Source organism: Actinomadura rugatobispora, assembly GCF_055379765.1.
The window spans coordinates 6572487-6586006 of the sequence record NZ_AP029191.1; the positions used below are offsets into that span (position 1 = coordinate 6572487).

Here is a 13520-nt window from a genome sequence, read left to right on the forward strand (position 1 = left end):
GTATCGGTGTTGTGACGTTTGGGTGCGTTGTGGCGTGCGGGACGCGGGGGAATGATCGAGCCGACTCCGCTCCCTCACCTCAGGAGTGCATGTGCGAAGACTCGCCACCGGTGCCGCCGCCCTGCTCACCGGGTCCGCGCTGAGCGCCGCCCTCGTCGCCGTCCCGCGTGCGCCCGCGACGGCCGCTCCCGATCTGGCCGGGCTGGTCCGGATCGCGGACGTCCGCCGGCACCTGGAGGCGCTCCAGGAGATCTCCGACTACAACGGCGGCAACCGCGCCGTGTCCCGGCCGGGGTACGACGTGTCGGTGAAGTACGTGGTCGCGCGGCTGAAGAAGGCCGGGTTCACGCCGCGGGTGCAGCCGTTCGAGTACGAATACTGGGAGCAGCGCACCCCGGCGGTGTTCGCCCAGACCGCCCCCGGCCAGGCGACCTACAAGCCGGAGGAGCAGTTCCAGACGATGCAGTACTCGGGGGCGGGCGACGTGACCGCCTCCGCGGCGGCCGTGGACGTCCCCGCGTCCGGCCAGGCGGGCACCGCGGGCTGCGAGGCGGCCGACTTCCAGGGCTTCGCCTCCGGTTCGGTCGCGCTGATCCAGCGCGGCGGCTGCAGCTTCGAGGCCAAGGCCGCCAACGCGCGGGCGGCCGGTGCCGGCGCCTTGGTCGTCTTCAACCTGCCGGCGGAGCAGGGCCTGGTGAACGGGACGCTCGGCAAGGCGTTCCCGCTGCCCGTCGTGGAGACCCCGCACGCGCTGGGCGCCGAGCTGACCAGGGCGGCGCAGGCGGGCGGGCTGAAGCTGCGGGTCAGGACCGACACCGTCACCGGCACGCGCACCTCGTCCAACGTGATCGCCGAGACGGGGCGCGGCCGCGACGACAACGTGGTGGTGGTCGGCGCCCATCTCGACAGCGTCCCGGAGGGCCCGGGCATCAACGACAACGGCAGCGGTTCGGCCGCGCTGCTGGCGGTCGCGGAGAAGATCTCGAGGCTGGGCGCCGCGGGGCTGCGCAACAAGGTGCGGTTCGCCTGGTGGGGCGCCGAGGAGGAGGGGCTGCTCGGCTCCGAGTACTACGTCGGGAAGCTGAGCGACAACGACCGCGCCAAGATCGCCCTGAATCTCAACTTCGACATGCTCGGCTCGGTGAACGGCGTTCGCGGCGTCTACGACGGCGACGGCTCCCTCGGCGGCGGCACGGCCCCGCCGCCCGGGTCGGGCGCCATCGAGAAGATCTTCAAGGACTACTACGCCGGGCGCGGGCTGCCGACGCTGGAGAGCGAGTTCACCGGGCGGTCCGACTACGGCCCGTTCATCCAGGCCGGGATCCCGGCCGGGGGGCTGTTCAGCGGCGCCGAGGTGGTCAAGACGGCGGAGCAGGCGGCGCTGTTCGGCGGGGAGGCGGGCAAGCCGTACGACCCGTGCTACCACACCGCGTGCGACACGCTCGCGAACATCGACTGGAAGCTGCTGGACGCGCACGTCGACGGGGTCGCGTTCGCCACCCAGCGGCTGGCCGCCAGCACGCTGCCGGTGAACGGGGAGACGCGCCGCCCGGCCTCCTCCGCTCAGCTCTCCGGGCAGTCCGCCGGAGCCGGCTTCGACTGGCGCGGCGACCACCTCGTCCGCTGATCCGAGCGCGGCATCGCTTCGCGGTCTGGCCGGTGAGGCCCGCCTCCGGCGTCGCCTCACCGGCCGGGTAACGCGCTCGCGCGGTACCCGAGGTCGCTTCGCGAGGGGCTAGGCCTCCGGGGCCGGGGAGATGTTGATCGCGCCCGAGTCGTTGCTGATCCGGACGCGGTGCGGGGAGGAGCTGTCCTGCCGCAGCGCCGGTGAGATGTTCCGGGCGCCGGAGTCGGTCCGCAGGATGAAGGCGTACCCCTTGTCGACCGTGGGCAGCAGGACCTTGACGGAGCCCGAGTCGTTGTCGATGTCGACGCTGTCGGGCACGGAGGCCAGGTGCAGCCGCACCCCGCCGGAGTTGGCCCGCGCGGTGACGCGCTTGGCCTGGAGGCCGTCGGCCTCGATCGCCCCGCTGTCAGAGCGCAGCTCGGCCGAGTCGGCGCGGCCCGACACCTTGACCTTGCCGGAGTTGGCGGTCGCGGACAGGCTGTCGGCGCGCACGTTCTCGGCGTTGACCGAGCCGGAGTCGCTGTGCAGCTTCATGACGCTGCCGGTCAGGCCGTCCACCCGCAGGCTGCCGCTGTCGGTCCGCAGGTCGACCGTGGTGGAGCGCGGGACCTCGACGCGGTACCCGGCGCCGCACGCGTTGTAGCCGATGACGGTGCGGCTGCACTTGGTCTCGAGGGTGAGCGTGCCGTCCCGGACGGCCCGCACGGTCCTGGGCTTGTTGTTCGGGTTCGACCAGCTCAGATACTCCACGACCTTCACACGCGGGGAGTCGGTGCCGACGACCTCCAGCCTCCCGCTGTCACCGTGCACCCGCAGCTCCGGGAAGGTGCCGGTGAGGGTGTGCGACCGCGTCTCGCGGTGGGTCTTGGTGTTGAAGCTGACACTGCACCCGCCCGTCACCGCCGCCGCGAGCGCCGCCGCCACGGTCGCCACTGCCACGCCCCTCAGCGTCTTCACGTTCACTCCCGCTCTCGCCGGTTCCCCCGTACGCTCCAAGCTTCACATCGGCGGGCGGGGACGGGCCAGGTGGAGAGCCTGCGTCCCGATGGTGGGGCTAACCCCACCTCACCGCTCGCCGCCCGGCTTCCAGAGCAGGTCGCCGCGCTCGGCGTTGGCGACCCGGCAGAGGATGAACAGCAGGTCGGAGAGCCGGTTGAGGTAGCGGGCGGTGAGCGGGTTGACGCCGCCGTCGCCCTCGCCGACCGGGCTGGCGCCGTACTGCTCGATCGCGGCCCACGCCGTCCGCTCGGCCCGCCGGGTCACCGTGCGGGCGACGTGCAGCAGGGCGGCGCCGGGCGTGCCGCCGGGGAGGATGAAGCTGCGCAGCGGCGGAAGGCCGGCGTTGTGCTCGTCGCAGGCGGCCTCCAGGCGTTCGACGTACTCCTCGGTCACGCGCAGCGCCGAGCCGTCGGCCTCGGCCATGACGGGACGGGCCAGGTCGGCGCCGACGTCGAAGATCTCGTTCTGGACGCGGGTCAGCAGCGTGACCAGTGGCTCGGCCAGGGAGCCCAGGGCGATGGCGGCGCCGATGGCGGCGTTGGCCTCCTCGGCGTCGGCGTAGGCGGCCAGGCGCAGATCGGTCTTGGCGGTACGCGACATGTCGCCGAGATGGGTGCTCCCGCCGTCGCCGGCACGGGTGTAGATCTGCGACAGCACGACCGGGGTGTCCCTGTTCTTCGCCATGCCCGCCACCCTATTCCGCGGGCCCCGGGCGGCGATCGGCGCGGTGGCCGGTGCCGCGGCCGCTCGGCCCGGCCGCTGAAATGGGATTCGGTAGGGTTTCAGGGACTCTGAGCGCTCTGTCCGGCCACGGAAGACTGCGGAGGCGGCCGATATGACCGACGACCCCGGGTACGACCACGTCATCGTGGGCGCCGGCAGCGCGGGCTGCGTCCTGGCCGCCCGGCTGAGCGAGGACCCGGGCGTCCGCGTCCTGCTGCTGGAGGCCGGCCCGCCCGACGACGCCCCGGAGATCCGCGTCCCGGCCGCGGTGGCGTCGCTGGGCAAGGGCCCGTACGACTGGGACTACGGCACCGTCCCGCAGGAGCACGCCGGGGGCCGGAGCGTCTACTGGCCGCGGGGCCGCACGCTGGGCGGCAGCTCGTCCACCAACGCGATGATCTACATTCGCGGGCACCGGCACGACTACGACACCTGGCGCGACGCCCACGGCTGCGCGGGCTGGGGCCACGCCGACCTGATGCCGTACTTCCTGAGGGCCGAGGACCAGCAGCGCGGCGCGTCGGAGTACCACGGCGCCGGCGGCCCGCTGCGCGTGGAGGACCCGCGGTACAAGCACCCGCTCACCCGCGCCTGGGTGCAGTCCGCCGTGCGGTACGGGCTGGCGCCCAACAGCGACTTCAACGGCGCCGAGCAGGACGGCGTCGGCTTCTACCAGGTCACGCAGCGCAGCGGCCGGCGCTGGTCCACGGCCGACGGGTACCTGCGGCCGGCGCTGGGCCGTCCCAACCTCACCGTCGTCACCGACGCCCTGGTCACCGGCGTGCTGGTCGAGCGTGGCCGGGCGACCGGCGTCCGGTACGAGCGGCGCGGCATCCGGCACGAGGTCCGCGCCGAGGGCGAGGTGATCCTGTCCGGCGGCGCCGTCAACAGCCCGCAGCTGCTCATGCTGTCGGGCATCGGCCCCGCCGCCCACCTGCGCGAGCACGGCATCGACGTCCTCGTCGACGCGCCCGTGGGCCGGGGCCTCCAGGACCACCCGTTCGTGAACGTGATGTTCGCGACGCCGCGGGTCAAGGGCCTCTGGGAGCTGGCCAACGCCCGCAACCTCGCGCTCTACAGGGCGGTGACGCGCGGCCCGTTCGCCTCCAACATCGCCGAGGCGGGCGGCTTCGCCCGCACCGCCGACGGGCTGCCCGCCCCCGACCTGCAGTACCACGTCCTGCCGACCCCGTTCATCGAGCAGGGCCTGGTCGAGCCGTCGCAGCGGCTGCTGTCGGTCATGGTCACGGCCGTCGCGGTCGCGAGCCGGGGCGCACTCACGCTCCGCTCCGCCAGCCCGTACGCCAAGCCGCTGATCGATCCCGCGTACCTGGCGGACAGGGCCGACCTGGACATCCTGGTCGCGGGGATCCGGCAGGCCCGCCGCATCGCGGCCACCGGGCGCCTGGCCGCCATGGTCGGCGGCGAGTGGGCGCCCGGCGAGCAGGTGGACGGCGACGACGCGCTGGCCGGTTTCGCCCGCCGCGAGTGCGCGACGCTGTTCCACCCGACGAGCACCTGCGCCATGGGCGGCTCGGAGGACGCGGTCTGCGACCCCGATCTGCGCGTCCGGGGCGTGGAGGGCCTGCGGGTCGTGGACGCCTCGGTCATGCCGGCGGTTCCGCGGGGCAACACCAACGCTCCCACGATCGCCATCGCCGAGCGCGCCGCCGACCTGATCCGCGGCCGCCGTCCCCTTTCCCCGGCCGCCTGAAGAGGGCCGCCGCACCCTTCTTCAGGGCCCCTCCGGCGAACCGTCGAGCCCGGCCTGGGACGCCGCGAATCCCGCTCTGGTTCGGGTTCGTCCGAGTGCGTCACATCTCATTGACAGACAACCCTGTCTATCAGAGACTCTCCGCGACCCAGGAGCCATCGACTAGGCGGGTGACCCGTGAACTCGACGGATGTGGACGGGGACGCGCGGCGCGGGCAGTCGCGCCTGCTGACGATCGGCGGGACCGTCGGAACGGTGCTGCTCGGGGTGTCGCTCGTGGTCACGTTGACCGGGGCGAACGCGCCCGAGACCCCGAAGATACCGAACATGCCGGGGAGACCGTCCGGGGTGCCGTCCGGAATGCCGTCCGGATTCCCGACCGGAATGCCGACCGGCCTTCCGACGAACCTCCCCAGCAATTTCCCGACCGAGCTGCCGTCGAACTATCCCACCGGCCTGCCGAGGAACTTCCCGACCGAATTGCCGACCGGATTGCCGTCCGGGTTCCCGACGAATTTCCCGACCGGCATCCCGCAGCCCCCCTCGAACCCGGGTGGTGCACCGTGAACCACGCCGCCGGCGTCCCGCCGCAGCTCCCCGACCGCGCGCCCGCGCGCCTGCGCGACGACGACGATCTGCGCCGCCGGGCGCTGCTGGTCGCCCGCGCCTCGATCGGGATCTACCTGCTGCTCCTGCTGCTCAACCTGGCCCGGCCGAAGATCCTGCCGAACGAGCCGACGCTGTCGCTGTTCCAGAAGTCGGAGCTCAGCAAGCTCAAGGACTCCCCGTTCGCCTCACTCGAGCGGCTGCTGGCCATGCCCGCGGTCGTCTTCTACGCCGTCCTGGCCGGCATCGTCGTCGGCGTGCTGATCCAGGTGTACGTGGCGATCACCCGCCCGCGGGGCGCCCGCGCGGCCCGGCTGACCTGGGCGACCATCGGGGCCATGATGGGGCCCTTCGGGCTGCTCGGGCTGTCGGTCGTGGTCCTGTACCCGCTGCACGCGCTCGCCTGCCTCCCCGGGACCGCGTTCGTGCTGCTGCTCCTGCACAACGCGCAGCGGTTCGCACGGGTTCCGCCGTCGATGCTGCTGATCGCGTTCGGCTGGGGCGCGCTGATCGTGTTCGGGCTGGGCCGGGCCTACACCAACCTGATGTTCGGGTCGCTCTTCAACTACGTGATCAAGGCCGCGGGGATCGACTTCGACAACGTGAGCGACGCCACCAAGGTGACGGGCCTCCAGTTCCGGATCATGGACTTCGTGGTGCTCCACCTCGGCGCCGTGAACGCGCTGGGCACCGCGGGCGGGATCGTCCTGCTGATGCTGCTGTTCCGGCGGCACGTCACCGACGTGATGACCGGCTTCGCCCTGGGGGCGGCGATGGGGCTCGGCTACAACCTCGTCGAGAGCGCCCTGATCATGAAGATCTACGGCCTGGTGGGCGGGATCCTCCAGACCTCGGCCGGGCTCGAGTACTGGATCAGGCAGTCGATCGGCCTGCTCGGCGGGCAGGTCACCTTCGGGGCGCTGCTCGGCGCCGGGCTCGCCCTGGCCGCCCGGGCCCGCAGCCGCAAGGAGCGGTGGACGACGGTCGCGGCGGCCTTCGCGATCTCGATCGGCGGGTCCACCGCGTCCGAGATCCTCTCGGGCTGGTTCTCGCAGCAGCTCCACGGCCACATGGACACCGGGACCGCGTTCGACACCCTGGTGGTCACGCCCTTCATCTGGCTTCTGCCGCAGTCGCCGTTCATCGTGCTGGCCGTCCTGGTGCTGAGGTCGGGGCGCCGCGCCCGCGCCGCCGCCGCGCGGACGGCGGTGTCGGCCGAGGTGATGGCGGGCGGCCCGGCGATCACCCGTGCGGAGGCGCCGTTCCTGGTCGACCCGTCGCTGCGCTTCTGGGCGCTGGTGACCACGCTGCGGCGGTACGGCCAGGACCCCGCGCGCAAGCTGCTGCGCCTGCAGTCCGCCCAGCTGGAACTGGCGGCCTGGCGGCTGCGGCAGCAGGAGGCCGGAGACGACCTGGAGACACACGAGGAGGGCCCGCTGTTGCGAGCCAAGGTGATGCGGTTGAAGTCCCACGCCGAGCCGGTGGTGACCCGATGAGCCGCGCGGCCCGCGCCGTCATGGCGACCCTCGTGCTGACCGCTCTCATGACCTGCCTCGTGATGCCGCTGACCGCGCAGCCGGCCTCGGCCTGCCACGTCGGCGTCGGCTACCGCCCCAACATCGAGATCGACCTCAACAAGATCAGGAGTGGCGGATCCCTCTTCGGTGACGGCGAGGCCTGCACGACCCGCCACTCCCTGGCCGGTGCCGCCGTCGTCGCCGTCGCGGTGCTGGGCGTGATGGGCGTGCTCGGTGCCCGCGTCCTCCGGAAGGGCGAGATCGCGGCCGGCGGGAGCCAGCAGTCGGCGCAGGTCCTCGACTCCTACATCCACGCCACCGGCACGTCCCAACCCGGCCCTCCCCTCATGGGAGGCCCGGGTGCGCCCTAACCGCTGGACGCGTCTCCTCGCCGCCCCGGCCGCCCTCCTCCTCGCCGTCACCACCACCCCCGCCCTCGCCGCGCCCCCCGCCGCGCTGGCACCGGCCCCCGGCGAGTCCGCCGAGATCATCGGACGGATCGACGCCGCCCTCCGGAACGCCGACTTCGCCGCCGCCAAAGCCGAACTCACCAAGTTGCGGCAACTGGTCAAGGACGCGCGCGCCGAAGCCGACCACGGCGCCGCGACCTCCCTGCAGAACCAGGCGGAGGCGCAGGCCCGCCGGATCTTGGACGCCGAGGTCGACCACGCGCTGAGCCGGCGCCGCAGCGGTGATGAGGCCACGGCCGCCGAGCAGGCCAAGAGCCAGGCGAAGACGGCGCTGGACGCGGCCGAGAAGGCGATGAAGGAGGCGACGAGCGAAAGGGCCAAGAATTACTGGGCGCGGGAGGTGGAGAAGGCCAGGGAGGTATACCGGCAGGCCAACAGGGAAGCCGCGGAGGCCGAGAAGAGGAACAACCACTACTGGGAGGCCGTGGTCGCCAACTGGATCCGTCCGGAGGTCGTCGACTTCAACAGGTCGTACACCGAACCCCAGTTGGACAAGCAGCGGCGAGCGGCGGCCGGTGACACCAGGAACTTCGATTCCGAGGTCGACGTCGAGGCCAAGGACTTCATCGTCGAGGTGACCGCCGGAGACGGCGGCGGGAAACTGACGCAGATCGTCGGCAGCCTGGACGATCCCAAGGCCAAGCAACCCCGCCCCGGGCTGCTGAAGAACAGGACGGTGAATCCCTCCGGCAAGCGGGTCGTCCTTTTCGCGGTCAAAGGCATCAAGAGTGATCAGGTGCGCCAGAAGTTGCAGAACGCCGGCGTCAGGATCGTCTCGACCAAGACCGAGCTGGACAGAGCGGTGGCCGAGGTGAAGAAGGAGGTGAAGCAGGCCAAGGAGAAGAAGAAGGCGCAGGCGCGGGTCAATCTCGGGCTGAAGCCCGGGCCGGTGTGCTCGACCGGGGGGTTGGGCGGAAGCGGGCACGGCGGGCAGGCGATGGCGGTGGTGCGGCTGAAGGCGCCGTGCGGGCCCAGCGCGATCGACAAGATGCTCGACGGCAAGAACCTCGGCGGCGTCGACTTCTCGACGCTGGAGATGCGGTACATGTCGGACGGCTCGTCCGGTGTGAAGTACTCGTTCTCCGGAAAGCCGTCCGCCTCGGGAGGCGCCCAGGATCCGGAGACCGGACTGGGCGCGATCACCACCAGCACCGCCGACCTGCGGACCTGGCTGGTGCTGGACCCGAGCAAGTTCTGGGTGAACCTCAACCCGTCCGAGCCCGACCGGATCGTGGACGAGCAGCTCGGGCAGACCAACGCGGGCCGGGCGCTGCTGGAGGCCGACTTCGCGATGAAGCGCACCCAGGGCAAGATGATCGACCCGAAGACCGAGTTCGGTGCGCGTTACTGGCGGGAGCTCCTGGCCATCTCGAGCACGGCGTGCTACTCGTCCCGGATGTGGATCATTCCCGGTGACGTGCAGGTCCGCGAGGACGGCGACGCGCTCTACATCATCAGGGCGGACCTGTCGGTCAAGGCCAAGGCGGAGCGGGTCGCGGGCATGTCGTGCACCCCGGACCCGGCCGCCAACACGCGCAACGAGCAGCTCGAGCAGAAGATGATCGTGCCGAAGGTCATCGAGGCGGTCAACAAGGATCCGGAGTACGCCCCGCTGCGCCGCGCCTTCCTGGCCCGCGTCATCGCCCAGTGGATCCGCAAGCGGAACCAGGAGGGGCACCGCACCTCGTTCGACGGCCTCCTCGACACCGGCGACCTCGGCCCGGCGAAGCTGCAGGGCACCTGGAAGCCGCGGCAGGTCTTCGACGACTACGTCAAGTCGATCCGGAGCGGGGAGTTCACCTACGAGCAGCCGAGCCCGGACGGCCGGTCGATCCTCAAGATGACCTTCGGCGGCGTCGACTTCAGCAAGCTGGACCCGGCCCGGCTCAGCGCCGCGCAGATGGACCAGCGGAGCCCGCGTCTCGCGCAGACCGTGCAGGCGTCGCAGAACGACCCCACGGCCGCCTCCGACGGGACGATCTGGCTGGGCGAGACGGCCGAGGCCGCCGACAACGGCCTGCTGGACCGGACGGTCGGGACGCTGCGCTCGTTCACCACCGGGCGCAACGGCATCCTGATCATCATCGCCGTCGGCCTGGTCATCGTCATGTTCGGCTTCCGCCTTCCCGGCCGCAAGCGCCAGGCGTCGCCATGAGCGCCTCGGTGGTCAGCGCGGGAAGACGCCGAGTTCGGCCAGGTGCGGGGTGAGGCCGGGAGGCAGTTCGGCCATGGCCGCCACCTCTTCGGCGGAGGAGAAGCCGCCCAGGTCGTGGCGGAGCGCGACGATGCGTTCGGCGTGCTCGGGGGTCATGCCGGGGATGGTCATGAGGGCGGACGCGGGGGCGTGGTTGATGTCGACGAGCCCGCCGTCGTCGTAGGTGCGCGGCAGGTCGGGACGGCCGATGCGCATCTCCAGCGCCATCTGGGGGGAGTCGCGGGCGATGCCGGCCGCGTGGACCCGCAGCGCGCGGCGGTGCTCGGCCTCCATCCGCGCCCGTTCGAGGGCGTTGCGGGGCGCCGAACCCTCGAAGACGCGGCGGCGGACGGCCAGGGCGTGGCACGTTCCGGCCAAGGACGACAGCAGCCAGGTCACGACGAAGACGGCGTCCTCGGCGGTGCCCTCGGCGCTGTCGGACGTGGCGAGCATGATCCACGCGAAGGCGAAGTAGGGGATCAGCGCCAGCCAGTGCCACGCCGATTTCAGGCGGGCGGCGGCGATTCCCATGGTGAGAGGGGTCGCGAGCCCCAGGGTGTAGATCGGGCTGAGCGCCCACACGTAGCTGACGATCTTCCGTGCCGGCCCCGGCTGCGGCCTCGGCTCCATCTGTGTCATGGCCCCGTCCCCTCGGTCGCTGTCTCTGGGACGTGGCGCGGGGCCCGGCGGTTCACGACGCCGGACGGCGGGCGCGGTGCCGCTGCTCGCGACCCGGCGCTCGCCGGTCCGGGCCTCAGCGCTTGTAGCGCTTCTGCTAGGGGCCCGGCGGTCACAAGCAACGATGCCCCTAGTGGCCTGCTACCTGCGGAAACTGTGTTTGCGCATAATGGGCAATGTTTGACATTGGGGGAGTGTGATGTGCCCTGGATGTGCCCTACCCGCCGCGCCCAGGACGCGCGCCTCGCACGAGCCATTGCCAAGACCTACGGCCGTCGCGTCGCGCCCCGCATGGCCCGCCTCGCGTGGCGCCGCGCCATGGCCGGATGGTGACAGCGCCCGCACCCGGTGAACTCGCCGACGAGGCCGCACGTCACACGAGCGTCCCCAACCCCCTGGAGGCCCCCGTGTACGGACCCCCGCCCGGTCCATCGCCCGCGCCACCAGCAGCTCCCCCACCCAGTACGCCGGCCGCCGCACCGCGACCCACGGCCCAACAGATCGTCGCCCGGCTCGAGACGCTCTACCCGCTGCCGGAGCCGCGGGACAACACGCATTCGTGCGCGCCCGCATGCCGCGGACTGATCACGACCGACGCCGTCAGCGTCTACGACTGGCGCGAGGAGACGTCCGCAAAGCGCTGGGCTACCTCGGCCGGGAAGAACGCCGAGCGCGTCGGCCTTACATCCTGTCGTTCGCCCGGCGCCGAGCAGGCGATGACCTCACAGGAGGCACGGGACAAGATGGCCGCCGAGGTGAAGCGGATGCTGTCAGCCCCATGACGCGGTTCGGTCCTGCGCCTTGCTCCGGTACGAGTTGGCTCCCGCAGGTCCGCGGACGGTGGCACGATCTGGACGGGTACATGGCGTACACGGTCGGGCAATGTGGAGAGGCGACCGTGTGAGCAAACCATCCACCTGCTCGGGGGGTCACCCTTGGATGAGATCAGCACCATCGGCAGGCGCGTGTACGAGTTCCGCGAGGCCCGCGGCATGTCCCGCGCCGAGTTGGCCGACGCCGTCGGATACTCCGTCGAGTGGCTCAAGTCCGTCGAGATCGGCCGACGGGCCCTCGACCGGTACTCCGTCATCACGGCACTCTCCGATGCGCTCGACGTCCACGTCGTCTCCCTGCTGGGCGTGCCGCACCAGGGCGGGACGGCCGAGCAGCAGCGCGCGCACATCGCCATCCCGCGCCTGCGGCGGGTGCTGCTGCGCGCCGAGATGCCGCCCCGCCCGGGTGGCGCACCGCTTCCACTTGAGGACCTGCGCAACCGGGTGAGCCGGGCCCACCGGCAGCGCAGGCACGCCCGCTATGGCGACCTTGCCACCGACCTTCCGCAGTTGCTCGACGACGCTGCGGCCACGGCCGTAGCGCTCGACGGGAGCGACCGGGAACGCGCGTTCGGCATGCTGGCCGAGGCCCGCCACGATGCGGCCATGGCGACAAAGAAGCTCGGGTACGTCGACCTGGCCGGCATCGCGGCGACGCAGGCCGTGCGCGCGGCCAGCGCGTCGGGTGACCCGATGCTCGTCACGGCGATGGTCTGGACGCAGGCCGAGGTCTACATGTCCGCCGGCGCGGTCGACGAGGCACATGAGATCACCACGCAGCAGATCGACCAGCTTGACCCGCTGCTCGCCGATGCGGACCCCGGTACCTGGTCGCTGTGGGGGACGCTGCATCTGGTCGAGTCGGTAATCCAAGCGCAGTGGCGCCGGCGGGAGGAAGCGGCCGCGCACCTGGTGGAGGCGGCCGACGCCGCCGACCGAGTGGGCGCCGGCGTGAGCGAGTACCAAACCGAGTTCGGGCCGGGGAACAAGGCGATCCACGCCGTGCACGTCGCGCTCGAGCTCGGCGAGGGCGGGGAGGCGCTGCAGCGGATCGCGGGCGTGGACATGTCGAGCCTGCCGAAGGAGCGCAGGGCGCGGCACGGCGTGGACCGGGCGCTCGCACGGAGCCGGGACGGCGACGACGAGGCGGCCATGGAGGAGCTGATGAAGGCCGACAAGGTCGCACCCGAGTGCGTGCGGAACCATCCGATCACGCATGAGCTGGTCGCGACTGCCGCGCAGCGGTCCAGGGTGGTGAAGGAGCCGATCGCCGCGGCGGCCGAGACGCTCGGCATCCCGATCTGACCGGACCCGTTGAACGTGTGAGGGATCGGGTACACGGTGTACCCGGTCCCTCGTTTCATGTCCGGCAACGTGTGCCCTGTGACGCAGACAACAGCCACTGAGGAGGCCAAGGCCGGACTTCGTCGTGCGTTCCCGGGCTGGTCGATCATCCATACCAACCAGGGCAACTGGTGGGCAATCCGCCTGCCCGTGGTCGACCGGGCAACTGGCTGGCCCGAACAGCACCCGGTGTCCGAGGTCGAGGCCGACACCCCGGACGAGCTGCGCAACCGGTTGAACCGGCTGGCGATGACCGACGCCGAGATCCTACGGGAGCTCGGCCAGGCGCTGGCCGACGCGGGATGGCGTGTCGAGGTCCGCACGCACGAGCTGCCCGTGCGGCTGCGCGTCGTCCACCCGTCGCTGCCGGAGGTCGGCGACACGGTGAGGGTGGCATCGGACGAGCCGTGGTTCCGCTCGTCCACGGGCGCGCACATGGCCCGCTGCGACGACCTGCAGGGTGCCGTCGACTACATCGAGCGCGAGTGGCTCCTCAAGGGGGCGCCGTGAGCGACCAGGAGCGGGCACGTATCGGCCGAAAGGCAGTGGCGTTCGACGCGTTCCTGGACCACATGCCCACCGAGCGGAACCCCAAGGGCGGCGACAAGAACGTCTTCGAGAAAGCCCTGGACGTCCTCGCTGAGGAGCCGAAGAAGACCCGCCGCGCCAAGCCGACCAAGCCGGACGGCACATAGACCCCGCGGCCCCAGGCCGAGGCGCGCGCCTGGGGCCGCGGTTCCAACGTCGTACGGCCGTGCGGCCCTCCCGATCGTCACGCGGCCGTACGGCACGACGTGGGCCCCGGCCGGCCGAAC

The 13520-nt window shown here is 71.7% G+C and carries 12 protein-coding genes; 9 read left to right on the forward strand and 3 right to left on the reverse strand.

Going from position 1 to position 13520, the window contains the following annotated elements; genetic code table 11:
- Positions 1-91: 91 nt before the first annotated feature.
- A complete protein-coding gene (locus tag ACZ466_RS29410) occupies positions 92-1627 on the forward strand; it encodes a M28 family peptidase (RefSeq protein ID WP_378278962.1) in 1536 nt (511 codons plus the stop codon).
- A gap of 108 nt (positions 1628-1735) precedes the next feature.
- On the opposite strand, the gene ACZ466_RS29415 is transcribed toward ACZ466_RS29410, so the two are convergent.
- Both ACZ466_RS29415 and ACZ466_RS29420 read right to left on the reverse strand, forming a co-directional pair.
- Positions 1736-2566: a DUF4097 family beta strand repeat-containing protein gene (locus ACZ466_RS29415; RefSeq protein ID WP_378278960.1), complete on the reverse strand. Its 831-nt coding sequence runs from the start codon at positions 2564-2566 to the stop codon at positions 1736-1738.
- Between the two features lie 126 nt (positions 2567-2692).
- A complete protein-coding gene (locus ACZ466_RS29420; protein WP_378278958.1) occupies positions 2693-3310 on the reverse strand; it encodes a cob(I)yrinic acid a,c-diamide adenosyltransferase in 618 nt (205 codons plus the stop codon).
- Positions 3311-3461: 151 nt separating this feature from the next.
- On the opposite strand from ACZ466_RS29420, the gene ACZ466_RS29425 reads away from it, so the two are divergent.
- The 5 genes from ACZ466_RS29425 to ACZ466_RS29445 all read left to right on the forward strand — a co-directional run bounded on the left by ACZ466_RS29425 (position 3462) and on the right by ACZ466_RS29445 (position 9811).
- Positions 3462-5063 (forward strand): GMC family oxidoreductase, encoded by a 1602-nt coding sequence (locus tag ACZ466_RS29425; RefSeq protein WP_378278956.1) that lies wholly within the window; start codon positions 3462-3464, stop codon positions 5061-5063.
- Between the two features lie 177 nt (positions 5064-5240).
- Complete coding sequence (locus tag ACZ466_RS29430; protein ID WP_378278954.1) at positions 5241-5630, forward strand: hypothetical protein; 390 nt, start codon at positions 5241-5243, stop codon at positions 5628-5630.
- Positions 5627-7165, forward strand: coding sequence for a PrsW family glutamic-type intramembrane protease (locus ACZ466_RS29435; protein ID WP_378278953.1), 1539 nt, complete (start codon positions 5627-5629; stop codon positions 7163-7165). The genes ACZ466_RS29430 and ACZ466_RS29435 overlap by 4 nt, the downstream gene beginning before the upstream one ends.
- On the forward strand, positions 7162-7557 hold the full coding sequence (locus ACZ466_RS29440) for a hypothetical protein (RefSeq protein ID WP_378278951.1): 396 nt from the start codon (positions 7162-7164) through the stop codon (positions 7555-7557). The genes ACZ466_RS29435 and ACZ466_RS29440 overlap by 4 nt, the downstream gene beginning before the upstream one ends.
- Positions 7547-9811 (forward strand): cell envelope integrity TolA family protein, encoded by a 2265-nt coding sequence (locus ACZ466_RS29445; RefSeq protein WP_378278949.1) that lies wholly within the window; start codon positions 7547-7549, stop codon positions 9809-9811. The genes ACZ466_RS29440 and ACZ466_RS29445 overlap by 11 nt, the downstream gene beginning before the upstream one ends.
- A gap of 12 nt (positions 9812-9823) precedes the next feature.
- Here the strand turns inward: ACZ466_RS29445 and ACZ466_RS29450 are convergent, their stop codons facing one another.
- On the reverse strand, positions 9824-10489 hold the full coding sequence (locus tag ACZ466_RS29450; protein ID WP_378278947.1) for a ComEA family DNA-binding protein: 666 nt from the start codon (positions 10487-10489) through the stop codon (positions 9824-9826).
- Between the two features lie 974 nt (positions 10490-11463).
- Here ACZ466_RS29450 and ACZ466_RS29455 point away from each other — a divergent pair.
- From ACZ466_RS29455 to ACZ466_RS29465, 3 genes are all read left to right on the forward strand, one after another.
- Positions 11464-12666, forward strand: coding sequence for a helix-turn-helix domain-containing protein (locus tag ACZ466_RS29455; RefSeq protein WP_378278945.1), 1203 nt, complete (start codon positions 11464-11466; stop codon positions 12664-12666).
- 78 nt (positions 12667-12744) lie between these two features.
- Positions 12745-13215 carry a hypothetical protein gene (locus ACZ466_RS29460; protein WP_378278944.1) on the forward strand — a complete coding sequence of 157 codons (471 nt, stop codon included), beginning with the start codon at positions 12745-12747 and terminating at the stop codon, positions 13213-13215.
- The gene (locus ACZ466_RS29465; RefSeq protein WP_378278942.1) at positions 13212-13400 is read left to right on the forward strand and encodes a hypothetical protein; all 189 of its coding nucleotides are present in this window, start codon (positions 13212-13214) and stop codon (positions 13398-13400) included. The genes ACZ466_RS29460 and ACZ466_RS29465 overlap by 4 nt, the downstream gene beginning before the upstream one ends.
- Positions 13401-13520 lie beyond the last annotated feature (120 nt).

What these genes read in the sequence shown, in the direction of transcription:
- ACZ466_RS29440 (WP_378278951.1), top strand. Translation starts at nt 7,162, where the DNA reads ATGAGCCGCGCGGCCCGCGCCGTCATGGCGACCCTCGTGCTGACCGCT.
- ACZ466_RS29450 (WP_378278947.1), bottom strand. Translation starts at nt 10,489, where the DNA reads ATGACACAGATGGAGCCGAGGCCGCAGCCGGGGCCGGCACGGAAGATC.
- ACZ466_RS29420 (WP_378278958.1), bottom strand. Translation starts at nt 3,310, where the DNA reads ATGGCGAAGAACAGGGACACCCCGGTCGTGCTGTCGCAGATCTACACC.
- ACZ466_RS29425 (WP_378278956.1), top strand. Translation starts at nt 3,462, where the DNA reads ATGACCGACGACCCCGGGTACGACCACGTCATCGTGGGCGCCGGCAGC.